19 protein-coding genes are annotated in these 16978 nt (G+C 43.9%); 3 read left to right on the plus strand and 16 right to left on the minus strand.

Going from position 1 to position 16978, the window contains the following annotated elements:
- Window positions 1-36 precede the first annotated feature (36 nt).
- Window positions 37-576 (plus strand): hypothetical protein, encoded by a 540-nt coding sequence (locus ACQKIC_RS01525; protein ID WP_427590828.1) that lies wholly within the window; start codon window positions 37-39, stop codon window positions 574-576.
- Between the two features lie 48 nt (window positions 577-624).
- Here ACQKIC_RS01525 and ACQKIC_RS01530 read toward each other — a convergent pair whose 3' ends face one another.
- The 10 genes from ACQKIC_RS01530 to ACQKIC_RS01575 form a co-directional block, all read right to left on the minus strand.
- On the minus strand, window positions 625-837 hold the full coding sequence (locus tag ACQKIC_RS01530) for a helix-turn-helix domain-containing protein (RefSeq protein WP_402873324.1): 213 nt from the start codon (window positions 835-837) through the stop codon (window positions 625-627).
- Between the two features lie 13 nt (window positions 838-850).
- Window positions 851-1393, minus strand: a complete 543-nt coding sequence (locus ACQKIC_RS01535; RefSeq protein WP_427590829.1) for a DUF2975 domain-containing protein — start codon at window positions 1391-1393, stop codon at window positions 851-853.
- Between the two features lie 152 nt (window positions 1394-1545).
- Entirely contained in the window at window positions 1546-3129 is a 1584-nt protein-coding gene (locus ACQKIC_RS01540; protein WP_402987031.1) for an amidohydrolase, read from the minus strand.
- A gap of 31 nt (window positions 3130-3160) precedes the next feature.
- The gene (locus tag ACQKIC_RS01545) at window positions 3161-3310 is read right to left on the minus strand and encodes a hypothetical protein (RefSeq protein WP_402987033.1); all 150 of its coding nucleotides are present in this window, start codon (window positions 3308-3310) and stop codon (window positions 3161-3163) included.
- A gap of 52 nt (window positions 3311-3362) precedes the next feature.
- Window positions 3363-4478, minus strand: coding sequence for a muconate cycloisomerase family protein (locus ACQKIC_RS01550; RefSeq protein WP_427590830.1), 1116 nt, complete (start codon window positions 4476-4478; stop codon window positions 3363-3365).
- A gap of 21 nt (window positions 4479-4499) precedes the next feature.
- A complete protein-coding gene (locus ACQKIC_RS01555; RefSeq protein WP_427590831.1) occupies window positions 4500-5141 on the minus strand; it encodes a 3-oxoacid CoA-transferase subunit B in 642 nt (213 codons plus the stop codon).
- Window positions 5138-5824, minus strand: a complete 687-nt coding sequence (locus tag ACQKIC_RS01560) for a CoA transferase subunit A (RefSeq protein WP_403080212.1) — start codon at window positions 5822-5824, stop codon at window positions 5138-5140. The genes ACQKIC_RS01555 and ACQKIC_RS01560 overlap by 4 nt, the downstream gene beginning before the upstream one ends.
- Entirely contained in the window at window positions 5821-6552 is a 732-nt protein-coding gene (locus ACQKIC_RS01565) for a carboxymuconolactone decarboxylase family protein (RefSeq protein WP_402873309.1), read from the minus strand. Before ACQKIC_RS01565 ends, ACQKIC_RS01560 begins: the two co-directional genes overlap by 4 nt.
- An 86-nt stretch (window positions 6553-6638) precedes the next feature.
- A complete protein-coding gene (locus tag ACQKIC_RS01570) occupies window positions 6639-7502 on the minus strand; it encodes an alpha/beta fold hydrolase (RefSeq protein WP_403080211.1) in 864 nt (287 codons plus the stop codon).
- 110 nt (window positions 7503-7612) lie between these two features.
- On the minus strand, window positions 7613-8383 hold the full coding sequence (locus ACQKIC_RS01575; RefSeq protein ID WP_402873304.1) for a dioxygenase: 771 nt from the start codon (window positions 8381-8383) through the stop codon (window positions 7613-7615).
- 185 nt (window positions 8384-8568) lie between these two features.
- Here ACQKIC_RS01575 and ACQKIC_RS01580 point away from each other — a divergent pair, with 185 nt between their 5' ends.
- The gene (locus tag ACQKIC_RS01580) at window positions 8569-9369 is read left to right on the plus strand and encodes an IclR family transcriptional regulator domain-containing protein (protein ID WP_402873301.1); all 801 of its coding nucleotides are present in this window, start codon (window positions 8569-8571) and stop codon (window positions 9367-9369) included.
- A gap of 147 nt (window positions 9370-9516) precedes the next feature.
- Here the strand turns inward: ACQKIC_RS01580 and ACQKIC_RS01585 are convergent, their stop codons facing one another.
- Both ACQKIC_RS01585 and ACQKIC_RS01590 read right to left on the minus strand, forming a co-directional pair.
- A complete protein-coding gene (locus tag ACQKIC_RS01585) occupies window positions 9517-10275 on the minus strand; it encodes a hypothetical protein (protein WP_427590832.1) in 759 nt (252 codons plus the stop codon).
- A 53-nt stretch (window positions 10276-10328) separates the two neighbouring features.
- Complete coding sequence (locus tag ACQKIC_RS01590; protein ID WP_427668502.1) at window positions 10329-11075, minus strand: hypothetical protein; 747 nt, start codon at window positions 11073-11075, stop codon at window positions 10329-10331.
- Window positions 11076-11367: 292 nt separating this feature from the next.
- Between ACQKIC_RS01590 and ACQKIC_RS01595 the strand changes: the two genes are divergently transcribed.
- Complete coding sequence (locus ACQKIC_RS01595) at window positions 11368-11541, plus strand: hypothetical protein (RefSeq protein ID WP_403080210.1); 174 nt, start codon at window positions 11368-11370, stop codon at window positions 11539-11541.
- Window positions 11542-11670: 129 nt separating this feature from the next.
- Here the strand turns inward: ACQKIC_RS01595 and ACQKIC_RS01600 are convergent, their stop codons facing one another.
- The 4 genes from ACQKIC_RS01600 to ACQKIC_RS01615 all read right to left on the minus strand — a co-directional run bounded on the left by ACQKIC_RS01600 (window position 11671) and on the right by ACQKIC_RS01615 (window position 16898).
- Window positions 11671-12588 (minus strand): class I SAM-dependent methyltransferase, encoded by a 918-nt coding sequence (locus ACQKIC_RS01600; RefSeq protein WP_427590834.1) that lies wholly within the window; start codon window positions 12586-12588, stop codon window positions 11671-11673.
- A 171-nt stretch (window positions 12589-12759) separates the two neighbouring features.
- Window positions 12760-14211, minus strand: a complete 1452-nt coding sequence (locus ACQKIC_RS01605) for a carbon starvation CstA family protein (RefSeq protein ID WP_427590835.1) — start codon at window positions 14209-14211, stop codon at window positions 12760-12762.
- Between the two features lie 206 nt (window positions 14212-14417).
- Window positions 14418-15149 (minus strand): LytR/AlgR family response regulator transcription factor, encoded by a 732-nt coding sequence (locus tag ACQKIC_RS01610; RefSeq protein ID WP_402987052.1) that lies wholly within the window; start codon window positions 15147-15149, stop codon window positions 14418-14420.
- Window positions 15150-15170: 21 nt separating this feature from the next.
- The gene (locus tag ACQKIC_RS01615; RefSeq protein ID WP_427590986.1) at window positions 15171-16898 is read right to left on the minus strand and encodes a LytS/YhcK type 5TM receptor domain-containing protein; all 1728 of its coding nucleotides are present in this window, start codon (window positions 16896-16898) and stop codon (window positions 15171-15173) included.
- Window positions 16899-16978 lie beyond the last annotated feature (80 nt).

A 16978-nucleotide genomic window follows, 5' to 3' on the forward strand; every position in this document is an offset into this window, starting at 1 on the left:
AAGTTCGTACATATCCAAGTTAGGTGGTGAACCATTGTGATTGATTGGCAATGGGTTGAAGTTGATACATTAGAAAGGCAAGAAAAATGGAATGAAGCAAAATCGCTCCTGATAAAGAGTTGGCGGCAGAATCCCCAAGACTTGAAAGTGGCTATTCGACTTGGTTTCTTTTGCTGGTATGTCTTAGTCCAAGAGGGACCTTTAGGGATTAAAGATGTAGATTTTAATGAATTAGAAGCTGTGTTAAAGGAAGTTACGCATTGTGGAATGGCTAATTTTATTACTAATGAGGATTTTCTTTGGTGTTTTGGTTATATGATTTCGCTGTTTCCCTATTATTTCGGTGACTATGAATATTGGGAGGAGAAAGGTATTTCGATGAACAAAAGTGCCTATGAACGATGCCCTGATGACCCCATATATACATATTCATACTTAGCATCTTTCCCCAATACTGATCAAAAACTTAAAGGGAAATTTCATCAGGTGAAAGATCAAGTGAAAGCGGTTCTTGAAGATAGATTTCAAGGAGAAGGTGTCCTATCCGAATATTTTAGAGACGTGTGGCGTAGTTAACTCTCAGTCCATATTAATGAATAGTTGTAAACTGGCATATAACCATTGTTATATGCCAGTTTTTTCTTCATATTCGAGTATGTCACCAGGCTGACAATGTAATGTCTGGCAGATTTTCTCTAATGTGTCAAAGCGAATACCACGCGCTTTACCTGTTTTTAGTATGGATAAGTTAGCTTGGGTAATTCCAACTTTTTCCGCTAACACTTTTGAAGAGATTTTTCTTTCTAGCATGACTCGATCTAGATTAATTTTTATCATGAGGATCTCCCACTTAAATCACGTTGTTAGAATCGTCTTGCAAGGATATTCCGTATTTAAAAACCACATAAAGCGTATATACGATAGCTAATAGAAGAATGTTTCCTAGTAAACCTGGACTGGAATTTGAAAAAACATTACTGACATTGTAAGCGTGTAGTTTTGCAAAGAACACCTGACTGATGAACTGCAAAATGGTGAAGCTTGTGATTGCGATTAGGATTTGTTTGAGGCACGTAAGATTTTGGTAAACAAAGAAGTCTTGTATATAAATATTACCGATCATTTTACGAAGCGCATACATAATGATAAACAAACAAGCAATGATTGCTAGCGCCACTAAGCAAGAAAGTACTAAAAACCATACTGATGGGTTTGTGTTTAAGTTTGAGTTAACATCTACATACTGTAGTAATTGTTTTTTAACTCCATTCGGAACTAACAATACAGCTCCAGTCCCAAATAGTAGCATTAATCCGGCAAACGCACATAAAAATTGAGCAATCAGAGACATAATTGATAAGAATTTCAAAACAGACTTGGTAAAAAGACTCATTAGATATAGCCCTCCTTTATCACTTTACATTTATTTCCTTTTTATTATAAAACAATAAAGGATTATTGTAAAACAATAATTATGAGTATTGAAAATTTCTCGCAATCTTGTAAAAAGGAGATGCTCCATAACCGAAGCATCTCCCTCTTGTCTCATTTTTCCCTTTCGAATACGACCCTTCCCGCCACGACCGTTTTTACGGCTTTGGCTGTCAGCATCTCCTCTGTCGTGCCATCGAATAGGTCCCGGTCGAATATCGTGAAGTCTGCGACGTAGCCTGGTTTGATGTAGCCACGCTCATGCTCTTTGTTGATTGCCTGGCTACTGCCGATCGTGTACAGTTGGATGGCTTCGAAACGGGATAGCTTTTGTTCAGGTATGTAGCCATCATGCTCGGCGCCTGGTTTTTTTCGTTCGACTGCTGCATAGATGGTTACGAGTGGATCGATGTCCTCTACTGGTGCATCCGTTCCCGCTGCACACATGATGCCCCGGTCCAGCAACGTTTTCCATGGATAAGCTAAGGAAAGACGCTCTTCCCCGAGGCGGTCGATGACCCACGGGAAGTCGGATGGGACGAATGCCGGTTGGATATCCACGACAAGCGGTAGTTTGGCCATTCTTTCGACTAGGTCCTCTCGCAATATGCAACAGTGGATGAAGCGGTCCCGCTTGCCGCTTGGTGCCGGGTATTTTTCAATGACCCGAAGGACTTGTTCTGTCGCCGCGTCCCCAATCATATGGACGGCCACGACTTCGTTATGCTTGCGTGCCAATTTCACCAACGTCTCCAACTCTTCATCGGTTTGGATGAAGAGTCCTTTGTTATTCGGTTGATCGGCATATGGCTGGGATAGAGCCGCCGTCGATCCCCCAAGGGCCCCGTCGGCAAAGATCTTCATCGCTCCCGGTTCTACATAGGGCTCGTCAAACTCTGCGTTGGCTTCGATCATTTTTTCAAATACGGCGTTATGTCGCAATATATTCACGCGGAAATGCTTCTTCTTGCCGACGACGCGATGAAACGCCGTGAGTGGATTCCGAAAGTCTCCGAAATAATTCATTTCCTCTGTGTGCCCACCCGTCAGGCCATAAGAAAGCATGTTATCCACAGCAAGCTTCAGTGTGTTCGTCAATGATTCTATGTACGCTTCCCCTTCTTTTGGCACAGCTTCTGTAACAGGGTTCATCGCTTGGTCGAACAACAGGCCATTCAACCTGCCATCCGCATCTCTCCCGATTTCCCCGCCTGCTGGAGGTTGGCTGTCTGATGTGATGCCACCTGCTGCTAGGGCCGCTGAGTTGCCCAACACGACATGATGGCACACTCGGGTCAACAGGATCGGTTCTTTCCGAATCGCATCAAGTTCCTCGATTGTCGGAATGCGCTGGTCGGCGAAGTTATTTTCGTTCCAGCCTTCCCCATACAACCAGCTATCAATTGGGGCTGTCTTCGCTGACTCGCTCACCATCTCCAGCATCTCGGTTGCCGAACGGGCTTTTGTTAAATCAAGACGAATTAACTTTTCGCCTTGGAAGAGCATATGAAGATGGCTGTCAACGAACCCCGGATACATGGTGGCCCCTTTCAAATCCATTCGCTCATCTGCCTCGACGCTCAGTTCATCGAATGATCCCGTAGCGAGTATGTTGTCACCCTCGACAAGGACGGCTTCAACCGTTTCATGTTCTTTCTCCATTGTGTAAATTGTGCCGCCATACCAAAGTTTCTTCATAGGAAGGATCCCTTTCTCTGCGAGTTTTCGTTTACCTTAACGCGTCGACATCGATACGTCCTGTTTTACTTTCTCCATGGTTGCCAGTTTTCCCTTTATTCAAAAGCAATAGCCCCTCTAAAAATATGACCATCCATCTATACAATCGACATTTTCCTACAACTATGAATCGTTTAGTCAAAACTAAGGCCCCCCTTCATCAAGGTGGGCCTCAGTCAAAGTCACATTATCTATCAAATTTCTCTCGAATAGTGCTGTACTTTCTCTTTATCGATTTCCACCCCGAATCCAACTCCATCTGGAATGATGATTTCAAAGTTTTCATATTGGATGTCATTCACCGTGATCGTATCTTTGAACAATAATGGGCCAAATAATTCCGTACCGAATTTCATTTCCGGTATCGTTGAATATAATTGTGCACAGATGGCCGTCCCTAAGCTGGATTCGATCATCGTCCCCCCGTATAAGCCGATTCCAGCCGCTTCGGCAATGGCTGCGACTTTTTTCGTTTGAGTCATTCCACCCGCTTTGCACACTTTTAGGGCGATTGAATTGCCTGCTCTATGTTTGGCGATTTGGAAGCAATCTTGTATGGAGTTCGCCGATTCATCCGCCATGATCGGCACCTTGAATCGGCTCGTTAGGCGTGCCATTCCTTCGTTGTTCCATGTTGGGAGTGGCTGTTCAATCATAGAGATGCCACCGTCTTCTAAGCGTGCAATGCAGGCATTCGCCGTATCTTCATCCCACGCCTGATTCACATCTACAGTAAGGCGCGCTTCGTCCCCAACGGCTTTTTTAATTTCCAATACATGTTCAACGTTTTTAATCGGATCGCCTTTACCGATTTTCAATTTGAAGATATTATGACGTTTCTGGTGTAAGAGTTCCTTCGCTTCTTCAATATCTCTATCCGTATCACCGCTCGCCAAAGTCCAGGCGACTGGAAGCGATTTATGAATCTGGCCGCCAAATAACTCAAAGGCAGGCACCTCTTTACTTCTAGCCGTTAAATCGACCATCGCCGTCTCTATCAAGGATTTGGCGAAGTAGTTGCCCCTTACGTGTTTCGAGATGTCATACATGATTTTGTCAAAGTGTACGGGTTCCTTACCGATAATCAAAGGGGATATATAACGGTCAATATTGACCTTAATCGCTTCCGGCGTGGATTCCCCGTATGAAGCGCCGCCTATCGTCGCGACTTCCGACCATCCTTCATTTCCCGCTTCATCCGTTAGGCAGGCCACAACAAGCGTCTGCTCAACAATGGTATGCATCGCCAATTGATGCGGACGGATTGTCGGTAAATCTAGTATATATATATCTACTGAACGTATTTTCATAGTTACCTCACTCTCACCTTTTCACACTATAAAATCGGCTTCTGTTTTTTCCTTCACTTCTGCAAGCGTTACACCTGGCATTAGTTCAACCAGCTTCAATTGTTTATCGACCACTTCGAATACCGCCAACTCTGTCACGATCATATCCACGCTTCTGGTCGATGTAATCGGGTAGGTGCATGCTTTCAGAATTTTGCTTTGGCCGTCTTTCGAAGTATGGCTCATCGTTATAATGACTTTTTTCGCACCTACCAATAGATCCATGGCACCGCCTACCCCCAAGATATTCTTACCTGGAACTGCCCAATTCGCAATGATTCCTGATTGTGCAACCTGTAAGGCACCAAGTATCGCCACATCGACATGACCGCCGCGGATCATCGCGAATGAATCGGAACTATCGAAGAAGGAGGTCCCCACCGCTTCACCGACTGGTAGTTTGCCTGCATTGACAAGGTTAGGGTCGATATCTTCCTCTTCAACATCCGTTACACCCAACATGCCATTCTCGGTGTGCAGGAACACGTTCTCATCCTCGAGATATTCGGCTACTAGTGTGGGGATGCCGATTCCTAAATTGACGGTACAAGGACCGTGCAATTCTTTGGCCACACGCTTCGCAATCAGATGCTGCACCTCATGTTTGCTCATTTGTTTATTCATTTGCTCACTACCCCTACCTTTGTCAAGATTTGCTGTGCTTGGATAATGGTATCGATATAAAGATGGGGTGTTACGATTTCCTCTGGATCCAATTCACCAGACTCGACGATCTCATCCACTTCTACGATGACTCTTTTCGCAGCGGTTGCCATCAATGGGTTGAAATTACGAGCCGTTTTGTAGTAAACGAGATTCCCTAGGGTATCAGCTTTATGCGCCCGGATAATGGCAACATCCGCGCGAATCGCTTTTTCCAGAATATAATTCACGCCATCAATATTGCGCTCTTCTTTTCCGATTGCCAGCTCGGTGCCGACGCCTGTGGTGGTGTAATACCCGCCGAGGCCCGCCCCACCCGCACGCAAGGATTCTGCCAATGTCCCTTGTGGCAGAATTTCCAGTTCAATTTCCCCTCTTTGATATTTGGCACCCACATCACGGTTGCTTGTAAAATAAGAGCCAATCCCCTTTTTGATTTTGTTTTGGTTGAGCAGGATTCCCAAACCCTTTCCTGCTTCCCCGAGATTATTACTGACAATCGTCAAATCCTTCACGTCTTTTTTAGTCAATCCTTCAATTAGCGTAAGTGGTGCACCCACTAATCCAAAGCCCCCCACCAAAATCGTTTGACCGCTTTTGACGTATGATAAGGCTTCTTGCAGATCTTGTGTCACTTTCGTCATGCCTGTCCCTCCCTTGCCCGTTTCAGGGAATCGCTGATTTCAAACCAGGCTGGAATGCCGGCCGTCAGAATGCATATGTATCCCACATCAGCTAGATCCGCCTCTGAAGCTCCGGCCTGTCTCGCTCTTTCTATCCAGGCAATGGCCTCCTCACCCCTCAATTCGGTAATGTAATTGCCCACCATGTTCAGGTATTTCAATCTAGAAGACACGGTTCCCTCACTAAGGATTTTCTCCTCGATCCTCTCGGCTTCATTCGTTTGAATGACGTTCCATGTATCTACTAAAAAACGTGTATCCAGCTCTCCCATCCAGGCAATCATCGTAGAAATCACGTCTTCAATCGTTTCAGGATCATTTGCTGGCTGTTCAACTGGTGTACCCGATAATTCCAGGGCATATGCCAAAGACTCAAGCGACACTTTAAGTGACGGAAGCCCCTTATATAAATAGGAAACTAGTAGGTATTCGACTAGTTCCGGAATCGTTGAACCATAATCCATGGCGCCCTTGGTGTGATACACCATGCTACGTGGATATAGTCTTGCTGCGTTCATGCTGGCCACGAGTACATCCTTCTCTTTACGTGATAACGCGCCATCCTGCATAATTTCACCGCGCAACCCCGTATAGTGGTCTAAGACAACCGGACTGTAATCATGCATTTTTTGCACCCAGCCCGGTACTTCATCATAAACTTCCTTAAAATAATCCAACCCTTTACTCATTCATCGTTCTCCCTTCTTATGTAGATTGCCATTTTTATAGTTTGATGGTTATCCCCCACTCGCATCAGGTAGGTCTCCTCACTTCTTTACTGCTTCAAAAACGTAAAAGGTGTTTGTTCGACCCTCTTCAAAAAGGATTTAATATCCCGATTGATGTCATCACGCTTTTCAAAAACCATGGTGTAGTGATTGCAGTCCGAAACGACCGTTTCGATTCGTTCCGTATACTTCTGCGTTTCCTCATAGTCGGACAGAAGGAATAACGGAGGCATGGACCCGATGTCGCCCTCAGCATACACAAGCAATACGGGGCATTGGATCTGTGAACAAATCTCTTTTGGACTAAAGGTATAAAAGCTTTCAAAGTCAGCGAGGATTCTTGATTCGGTTGATTTATTCTCCCAATGGTCAGCTACTGGAGCCACTTCATACTCGACGGCATCCTCCAGTGTTTCTGTCCACGTGATTCCTAGGTTTCCGTAAATCCTTTTGATTTCTTCGACATAATGTTCTTGAGATTCGTATTCTTTACTCAATCGTCCCAACGAAGGCTGAACAATCCTTTTTTGGTGTTCGGACATTGTAGCAGCACCATCCAGCAAAATGACGGCTTTTACTGTATTTAATTTACTGGCCACAATGGCCGATATAAAAGCTCCCATGGAGTGACCCAAGAGGATAGGGTTTTCGATATTCATTTCTTCTATTAATGCCAGGATATCTTCGGCATGACGAAAGATGGAAGGCTCGGGATCTGTATCCGCACTATTTCCCCGTCCCCGCAGGTCGACCGAAATGAATCTGTATTCCCCTTTATAGGCATCCGCGTAATGGTGCATGTTTTTATGTGTACCTGTTAGTCCATGAATTGCGATAATCGGACCTTTTTCCCCCGGGTAATCCACCACTTGGATTTCGTTCCCGTTGATCATTTTTTTATAAGAGTTCATGTATTGGCACCTCACCTTTATCCGTTATACGTATGGAAGGAATCTTTAGTGTTATGAAATAAAGGCTGCCGAAATGCTCTCGACAGCCTAGGAATTCGATTCATCAAGTATTAGAGGGTTCTCAATACAAAATTCAAGGATGCCTCTTTATGGTCCCCCACTTGTTCAAGTTTCGTTAACAAGGAAGTTCGAACGCCTTTGGCTACATCCGTTTCTAACCACTCATCCCCTTCAAAAAAGACTTGAGTGATCAGTGTTTCATGACCTTCATGCTCGAGTTTCATATGGATGTGGGCAGGACGGTATGCATGGTACCCAGCCGCTCTTACAAATTCACCTGTTGGACCACTCGTAGGGATTTGGTAAGGAATAGGAACTCTCGCATGCACCTCGAAGTCTCCGTTCTCGTCCGTATAGAAATGACCTCTTAGGTTAAAGTCAGGTGCTTTTGAATCAAAGTTCGAGTATAGGCCGTCGCTGTCATCCTGCCACCATTCCACTTTTGTATTGGCCAATGGTTGTCCGTTAACAGAACTTGCATTTCCATAAAACACCAACTTATCTCCTGCTTCATCCGGTCTTTCCGGTATAATGAACGGTTGCTTTTCTAGTAACGGCGAACCTTCCACAAAGTAAGGTCCAAGAAGGGAAGGCTCTGTACCAGGCAACCCTTTATATTTAGCTTCCAATACATAGGTCTCGATGAAGACATCCAAAAACAGCGGGATTTCTCCACTTTTACCCAGACGATCTGCCCAATTCACGAAATTCGTATACTCTTCATGATTAAATTGTTGTTCATCTAAAAAATTCTTCAGATGCTTAGCAAAGCTTTCATACGCTTCTAATACACGCTTATTTTGTACAATTGTTTCTGACATCATTGTTTCCCCCTCAGATTTTAAATGGCCAACTATATTTACACTTTGTAACCGCATACATTTGCAAGTGAATCGTATAGGTAATCTTTTCTTGGAGGACTTGCAAAATGAATGAACAAATTGTACGATAACCGTACATAAATTTTCTATTCGTACAACTTTATTTTACACAGGGGGTATCATTCGTGTCAACTGAATATTCAGAAAATATAAAAAGTGGCGACTATATCCAATCCCTAGAACGTGGGCTGCTTGTTATTCAGGCATTTTCACAGGAAACTCCGACACTGACCATAAGTGAAGCGGCGAAAATAACCGGTTTAAGCAGACCGACTGTACGCAGGATCTTACTTACTTTGGTTCACCTAGGGTTTGCAGAGTCGATAAATGGATCCTTTTCCTTAACAGCCCGAACCCTGACATTAGGCTATGCCTATATTTCTTCGAAGAACATTTGGAATATGGCCTATCCCATCATGCGGGAATTTGTTGCCCAAATAGGTGAGTCCAGTTCCATTTCTGTCTTGGACGGCACGGAAATCATCTATGTTGCCCGTGTTCCTACGAAAAGAATCATGTCGATTAATCTGGATGTCGGATCCCGCCTCCCTGCTTATGCGACGTCCATGGGACACGTGCTTCTAGCTAATCTTCAGAAAGATGAACTAGAGAAACGGTTGGATCAAATTACGCTTCAGTCGTTTACAGAAAAAACGATTGCGGACAAGCAGCAATTACTGAGCACCTTGGATCAGGTCCGTGAAATGGGCTGGGGAGGGGTTGATCAGCAATTCGAAGAAGGACTCCGATCCATCGCTGTACCCATAAAAAATTCTGAAGGACAAGTCATTGCCGCCATCAATTGTTCCGCACATGCTGGAAGAATCAGTGAAGAAGTTCTCCAAGAAGAATTTCTTCCATTGCTATTAGACACGGCAGCCAAAATTAGTAGGGCCATCGCGACATCGAACTCCTCACATTTTTAATATATCTGTGTAAAATGCAAACCAATAAAAGCCGCCTGTTTGAAGGGACTCCCTCCTCAGGTGGCTTTTATCATGATTCTACAAATTCTCTGGCTGCCCTTGAATTTCTCATTCCATTGATCACGGAACAATCACAAACTTACAGCTTCACTGGATTGGATGATTCGAGAAGTAATCCCGGATCATCTCTTGCATCTGTTCTTTATTCTCCGCGAATTGCCTGTGCCTATGTCCATTGCCACCGGAAGGATGCGGGAATCCTAGTAGCAGATTGCTAGCATCGAGGTGATTCTGTTCCGCCAAGTAGGTGAGGACCTTTGAGACGTTGATGCCTAGCGGAATGATGAGGGGCTGGTCCATGTTGCTGATTTCGGTCGCAAACCCTTCCATGATATGCTTCCTTAGGAGCTCCGTCTTTAAGATGTCCGGCGTCGTCCCGCTGTAGTTTTTTCCCTTATAAAACACCGGATAGTTCAGGACGGATCCTGTATGGACCAAGGAATTGGCCTCGGCGAAAAGCTCGATCGTGGAAGACAGCCCCAAGTATTCATGTAAACCCAGCTCATCCAGCATCTTGACGAGGTTCTTTCGCATCGGTCCTTCAAAGCTGGATTGTTTCTTTACTTCGTGAAGAATTTCTTCCTCACTTTCTATGTGATCCTTGACTTCATTGACGGTTGAAAAGGATTTCTTCATCTGATGCAATCCTGGTGTGATTCCGGCGATCACGACCTTGGCACGTTCATTCACATATTCAAAAGGAGCATAATAGATTTCGAGGTTTTTCTTCTCATCCCGATCAAGCAGAAATTGCTCGTTTCGGATCATGTCCACTGTATACGAGGCCGGCAAGCTATACAGCAGATCCTTGTATTGCTCGAATTTCGAAAATTGTACGATACTCATGAGTGTTGATCCCTTCTTTTATAAGCTTGGTGTCGTGTAAGAAAATGCTTGAGTCAAAGAATAGCACCAAATTCATTGCAACTGAATTCGATCGTGAAGGCTTTCATTGTGGCTATCCGATGTAAAGTATACACCCCTTCAATCAAAAGGCTATAGGTACGGCCATTATCCACAAGTTTGGCCTCCGAGAAGGTTTGCTTCCATTCTCCATTCGAAGAACTGGCTATATGTGATGTAATCTCATCTACATTTGAAAACACTTGGCCCTTCCGATTTTCATTATATTGTGTTTCAAACATACCTGAAACCTCTACTGAAAAAACCTTATCGCTAACATAAAGATGGGCCGTTTTTTTCCTTTCTCCATTCGAACCCATAACGACTTCACTAGTTTGTGAAGGTAGATTACTTAATGCTTCACGTTCACTTGCCAAGAAGAAATCCATATGTTCTTGGATCCTCTGCTTATAGTCTTCTGGCTCAGCCCAATCTTGGGGTTCAAACTCCTCAATCGAAGGTACGCCCAGATTAATCCCTATTTTGGTCTCATTCGCCTGATGGACAATTTCCTCATACTGCTTGTGGTAGTCTTCCTTTTGTTCCTTCGTCAATTGCAGGGGACCCCTTGTTTCCACAACATCAATTGGAGGATTGGATAAAGGTGTACCTTCTATAGTCTGTTCACCCGCTAACACTTTAGACGCCTCTTCACTCTTTGTCTGATTCGCTTCCTCATTTGCACTACATCCCGTTAGAAGGACCGTTCCTAGTATTGCCCCTATGTATAAAACTTGTTTCATCATCATTCCCCCATCCCCATTCACTTGCCATTAACGGTTATAACGATTGTAAACTTTATCCAAATGAAAGAGAATAGTTTTTAATTCGCTAAACGATTTTTAAGGCTAGGTTCAAGGAAAAGATTGATTTAAATAGACTTAGCAACAAATGGATATTTATGTTAAATTAATGACAAGGAAAGACATACACGTTAATTGGAATTTTAGTCACCAAATAGTTGGGTCACACGGTGAAATGAATTTTAGACTAAAGATAAACATACGTATGAACAGTCTTTAGGAGGTGAGTGTTTTGTCCATTGGAATTCTTGCCCTTGTCACTATGGCGTTATGGATTGTACAAATTCATGAATTCATTAAACCTGAAGAAAAGCAAAACAATAGAAAAATTATAATCTTAACTTCCTTCGGGTGCTTGTTTACCACGATTTTGACCATCCATCAAATACAAAACTTCCTTGGGTAAAAGTAAATACCGGCAGGAACCGCAGAAGGTTATGATATTCAAAAAAAGAATGTCAAAGGAATATCAGATATAAATGCTAAGAACCTCCCCATCATAGAGAGATTGGGAGGTTCTAGTTCTTGCGACATACTATTTTTTCACAGCATGGATGTAATGAATGGTTTCGAATGCAGACAAATAATCTGTTCGACCACCAAAGAATTTATTTTGAATGGCAACAGGTGATAAATGTTCATAAATGAGTAAACCTGAGTTTTCTAACATTTTCTCCATTTCTTCATAAGTAAAACATGATTTCATGGGCTCACCACTAGCTGATGCCATTTGAACCATATTTTGCACTCGATTGGACAGCCCTTTTTCTTCAAAAAGGTTGTCATCTGCATAATCAAACACGATCGAACTCCCTGAAGGTAGATTGGCAAACCATTCATTAATCAAATTGGCATGTTCTTCTTTTGTTAAATAATATGAAACACCTAAAAGACTAAGAAAGGTTTTTTTGTTAGGCATGAAACCTTTTCCAATAAGATCTTGAATGGCAAATGGTCGGGTGAAATCCATTGGAACAAAATGAAGGGTATCCGGGATTTGATAATTTGCATTTTCTAGCCTGATCTTTTTAAAGTCTTGTGTAGCTGGATAATCCACTTCAAATATATCGATGCTTTCGTTTAATTCCGGGTGTCGGAAACAAAAGGTATCTAATCCCGCTCCTAAGATGACATACTGTTGAACGCCCAGCACGATTTCATGGCGTAATACATTTTCGCAATAGGCAGCACGTGCTAAAGGAGTTGGAGAAAGTTGAACTTGTGTAATCCATTTTAAAATTTCATCTGGGTCATCTCGAAATTTCTTTGCTATGCTATCATTAAAGAATGGAATGCCTTTAATCATGTTCTCTTGAATATCCGCAAATTCTTTTTGGCTAATTAAATCTTTTACAATAAAATCATCAAAAATTTTGGGTGTGTCGTATTGACTATGGTAAGCCCGACCAAAGGCTGATATTAAGGAAGTCATACTTGATTCGTTCTTCTTCATACATTCATCCCCCGTATAACAAAAATAAGATTCCCCTGGCCAGGAGAATCTCATTATACACACAAAAATTTTAACTGTAAATTATAGCATAAATAAATATTTTTGTCAATCTATTCTATCTCGAAAATCCTTCCTGAATATATAAAAAAACGCCGAAATGGCGTTTTTTCTTTAAGCAGTTTTCTTATAATACGAAAGGTCTTCTTCGAGCGGGATGTTGGCTGCTCGTTGTTTTTTCGCTGCGACGAAGAAGGTGATGACCAAAATGACGCTGACGATGGCTCCGATGATGTAGGAGGTATCCATCGATAATCGGAAACCGATTTGGGCGTTTAGGATATAGACCAACACCGTATATAGCATGAAGGTTCCTGGCAGTAAGGACACCCAGTAATTCTTCTTCGCGATGTACAGGTACATGGCTCCTACGAATAGGGCGATGACGGCTGTTGCTTGGTTGGCCCATGAGAAGTAGCGCCATAGGATGTTGAAGTCGATTTGCGTCAAAGCAATGGAAATGACGAACAGCGGAACCGCGATGACTAAGCGGCTGCTCATTTTCAGTTGCGGGAATTTCACATAATCGGCAATGATCATCCGTGCACTTCGGAAAGCCGTATCTCCGGACGTGATCGGCAAGACGATGACACCCAGTACGGCGATGGTGCCGAATAACGCTCCAAGCGTTACTTTTGCCGCTTCACTTACGATCAATCCTGTTCCACCTGTTGCAAGAAGTTCGTTTAAGCCGACTGGTCCATCAAACAAGCTCATGGCAGCAGCGGCCCAGATCATGGCGATGATTCCTTCTGCAATCATCATTCCATAGAAGATTTTCCGGCCTTGTTTTTCATTTTGAGTCGTACGTGAAATGATCGGTGATTGTGTTGCATGGAAGCCTGATAGTGCCCCACATGAAATCGTTAGGAACAATAACGGGAAAATCGGCAGGTTATCAGGATGCAGATTGGATAACGTTAGTTCCGGTATCGGCGCTTGTTGGATGATCAAGGCTCCACCCACTCCGACGGAACTGATTAATAATAAAGCCCCGAATATCGGATAAAAGCGTCCGATGATTTTATCGATGGGCAGAAGTGTCGCCAGAATATAATATAGGAAAATGGCTACCGTGATGAGCGTCAGGCTCACCGTGCCATTCATCAAGTTATGAAGCAAGGATGCTGGGGACGTGACAAACACCGTGCCCACCAAAATTAATAACAGGATGGCGAATGCATTGACAACATGCTTCATCACTCTGCCGAGGAATTTACCCGCAAGTTCCGGTAAATGCGCTCCACGGTTCCGGATTGAAATCATGCCAGTTAGGTAATCATGAACCGCCCCTGCAAAGATACAACCAAGCACGATCCAGATAAACGCAACAGGTCCATATAAAGCTCCCATGATTGGACCGAAAATGGGTCCGACCCCTGCGATGTTCAATAATTGGATCAAAGAATTCTTACTCGTGCTCATCGGCAAGTAATCGACGCTGTCCTGATTCGCATATGCCGGTGTCGGTCGGTCCGCTTTGACACCAAACATTCTCTCTATGAATTTACCATATGTAAAATATCCGATTAGTAATAGAATGACTCCACCTAAAAATGTATACATCTGTCTATGCCCTCCTTGGAATCGCTTACATATAGTATAAACGATGAATTGACAGAAAAGATTGAATTCTTATTATCATGTCGATTTCGGAGGGTAAGAGGTTCATATGTCGAATTAACGTGTAAAATGTTCAAAATTTTGTCACATGTATACGAGAAAGAATCTGAGAGTCTCGCTTGGATTCATATCAGATTCTTCCTACCCTATCATAACTCCAAGGCCGCTCGAAAAGCTTTGGCATACGTCCGGCTGACGGACAGCATTTCATCCCGTCCTTTCAATTCAAGCTGGTACGCCCCATTGAACCAGGGGGTAAGACGCAATACATAATTCAAATGCACCAGATAACTTTTATGAATTCTGAAAAACGGGAATTCATGTAACCGTTCTTCTAATTCCTTCATCGTCGTTTTCACTTCATATTCATGGTCGACCGTGACGATCTTCGATACCTTTTCTTCCCGTGAAATGTACATGATGTCATGAGGATGAACATAGAGGATTTCCCCCTCCACTTCGACAGCCAGTCTTCCGGCGCTTTTGACCGGCCTATTCTCCTCTTTCTTTAAGAATAGTTTTTCAAGGCGGCTGACCGTCTCTGCCAATTGTTCTTCATCATACGGTTTCAATAGATAATCCACCGCATCCACACGAAAGGCTTCCACACCGAACTGAGGATAGGCAGTCGCAAAGACGATTCTCGGGACGTTCTTCAATTCCTGGAGGGCCTTCGCTGCCTCCATCCCATTCATGAGCGGCATCTCCACATCGAGGAAAATCACATCAGGCTGCAGCTGCATCGCCAAGACGATGGCCTGTTCCCCAGATTCACCCTCGCCGATTATATCGATGGAGGGATGCTGCTTCAACAGATGAATCAATTCCTCGCGGCTATAACGTTCATCATCTATGACAAGTGTCCGAATGACCGATTTCATGTTCTTCCCCACTTTCTTCATTTACTTTGGAATGCGAAAGGATATTTCCGTGCCTTTTCCTGGTTCACTCCGAATCTTCAAGGCCGATTGCTGCCCCATCATCATCGTAAGCCGTTTGTTCACATTATAAAGGGCAAGGCCTGTCCCGCTTTTGGATTCAACGATTTCTTGGCCAAGCTTTTGTAACTGACCTGGCTCGATACCAGCCCCATTATCCCTTATGACGATTCTAATCGAGGCTTCCATTTCTTTTTCAAGAAGAATATGTATCGAACAGTTTTCCGTTTTGTTTTTAAACCCATGATGGATGCTGTTCTCGATTAATGGCTGGAGGATGAGCGGCGGGATCTTCGCATGGAGAACATCTTCACCCACTTCATAATGAATGTGCAGCTTATCGACAAACCGCATTTTTTCGATATTCGCATACGCTTGAAGATGTGAAAGTTCCTCCGATAAGGTCGTCCACTCCACCGTCGTACTGGCTAGGTTCTTTCTGAAATACTGGGATAAATGAAGCAGCATTTTCCTTGCCTTGTTTGGATCAATCCTTATTAACGAGTTGATCGTATTTAAAGCATTGAATAGGAAGTGCGGATTGATTTGGGCCTGAAGGGCTCTAATCTCAGCTTCTTGTGCCAATTTCTGTGCATCATCGAGCTGTGACACTTCCAGTTGATAACTAAGGAGCATACTCAACCCTGACATCAACTCGACATCCACATTGTTGATTTCCTTTTCATGGCGAAAATATAACTTTAACGTCCCGACTGTCTGATTCCCTTTCTTTAAAGGACCAATGATGACCGCCCCTAGCGGACAATCGGAAACCTGGCAATGAATATCCCGTTTTCCCACTACGATCAGTTCCCCACCTTCGATCACCTGGCGCGTGATTTCTGTCTGGAGCGGCCGTCCCGGCGAGTGATGGTCATCCCCCAAACCGATATGGGCGAGGATCTTCGTTTCATTGGTTATCGCGATGGCACTTGCCTTCACTTCATCAAACAAAATCCGGCATACCGCAGCAGCCGACTTTTCGTTCATACCTTGGCGCATGTACCCGAGGGTTTGCCTTGCAATCCTCAATGACTTCTGTGCCTGCAAAGCAGCAGCCTTCTCCTCTTCATTCAGAACGCTTCGAATGATTAATAGAAACAAGGCGCTGCCTAGGCCATTGGCGATAATCATCGGAATACCAATATGCCCGACAAGGGAAAAGGCCTGTTCGGTCGGTTTCGACAGAAGAAGAATGATGAACATCTGCATCGCTTCGGCGAGGGCCCCGATCATTAAAGCCTTGGAAAGTTTAACATGTTTGTTTTTCTTATAAAAAAGACCCGCAAGCAGCCCGGCAAGAATCGTGGCGACCCCACAGGAAAGCGCCGTGAATCCTCCCAATGCAAAACGATGAATCCCCGCGACGATCCCAGCACCAAGTCCGATGCGCCATCCCCCGAATAAACCGGCAAGTACAACGCCGATCACGCGGGAGTTGGCAATGGCCTCATCTTCCCCGACAGACCCGACCCATCGGTTGAACTCAAGTGATTCGGGACTCAATGTCAGTCCGGTATAGGTGCCAATGATGCCGAACACCCCAAAGAACAAAATGGCTTTGACCTGTTGCTTCCGGTTAAAATGATCCTCATTCAACATTTGTCGAAAGAAACGAAAACGGGTCACGATAAAGGCAATCGTCACGATGATCCCGAGCCGTTCCGTCATGGTAATCAACAATTCCATGATGATCTGCCTCCCCCAATCACTCTTGCAATCCCTGTATGGATAGCTTGTACTCTACACAATACCTTCTATTATTATACGCT

It is taken from the genome of Peribacillus sp. NPDC046944 (assembly GCF_050272735.1).
In the GTDB taxonomy this organism is placed as follows: domain Bacteria; phylum Bacillota; class Bacilli; order Bacillales; family DSM-1321; genus Peribacillus.

Bases quoted from the DNA above. Each gene is read 5' to 3' on its own strand.
- ACQKIC_RS01530 (WP_402873324.1), bottom strand. From the start codon at position 837: ATGATAAAAATTAATCTAGATCGAGTCATGCTAGAAAGAAAAATCTCT.
- ACQKIC_RS01535 (WP_427590829.1), bottom strand. From the start codon at position 1,393: ATGAGTCTTTTTACCAAGTCTGTTTTGAAATTCTTATCAATTATGTCT.
- ACQKIC_RS01540 (WP_402987031.1), bottom strand. From the start codon at position 3,129: ATGAAGAAACTTTGGTATGGCGGCACAATTTACACAATGGAGAAAGAA.
- ACQKIC_RS01550 (WP_427590830.1), bottom strand. From the start codon at position 4,478: ATGAAAATACGTTCAGTAGATATATATATACTAGATTTACCGACAATC.
- ACQKIC_RS01555 (WP_427590831.1), bottom strand. From the start codon at position 5,141: ATGAATAAACAAATGAGCAAACATGAGGTGCAGCATCTGATTGCGAAG.
- ACQKIC_RS01560 (WP_403080212.1), bottom strand. From the start codon at position 5,824: ATGACGAAAGTGACACAAGATCTGCAAGAAGCCTTATCATACGTCAAA.
- ACQKIC_RS01565 (WP_402873309.1), bottom strand. From the start codon at position 6,552: ATGAGTAAAGGGTTGGATTATTTTAAGGAAGTTTATGATGAAGTACCG.
- ACQKIC_RS01570 (WP_403080211.1), bottom strand. From the start codon at position 7,502: ATGAACTCTTATAAAAAAATGATCAACGGGAACGAAATCCAAGTGGTG.
- ACQKIC_RS01575 (WP_402873304.1), bottom strand. From the start codon at position 8,383: ATGTCAGAAACAATTGTACAAAATAAGCGTGTATTAGAAGCGTATGAA.
- ACQKIC_RS01585 (WP_427590832.1), bottom strand. From the start codon at position 10,275: ATGAGTATCGTACAATTTTCGAAATTCGAGCAATACAAGGATCTGCTG.
- ACQKIC_RS01590 (WP_427668502.1), bottom strand. From the start codon at position 11,075: ATGAAACAAGTTTTATACATAGGGGCAATACTAGGAACGGTCCTTCTA.
- ACQKIC_RS01600 (WP_427590834.1), bottom strand. From the start codon at position 12,588: ATGAAGAAGAACGAATCAAGTATGACTTCCTTAATATCAGCCTTTGGT.
- ACQKIC_RS01605 (WP_427590835.1), bottom strand. From the start codon at position 14,211: ATGTATACATTTTTAGGTGGAGTCATTCTATTACTAATCGGATATTTT.
- ACQKIC_RS01610 (WP_402987052.1), bottom strand. From the start codon at position 15,149: ATGAAATCGGTCATTCGGACACTTGTCATAGATGATGAACGTTATAGC.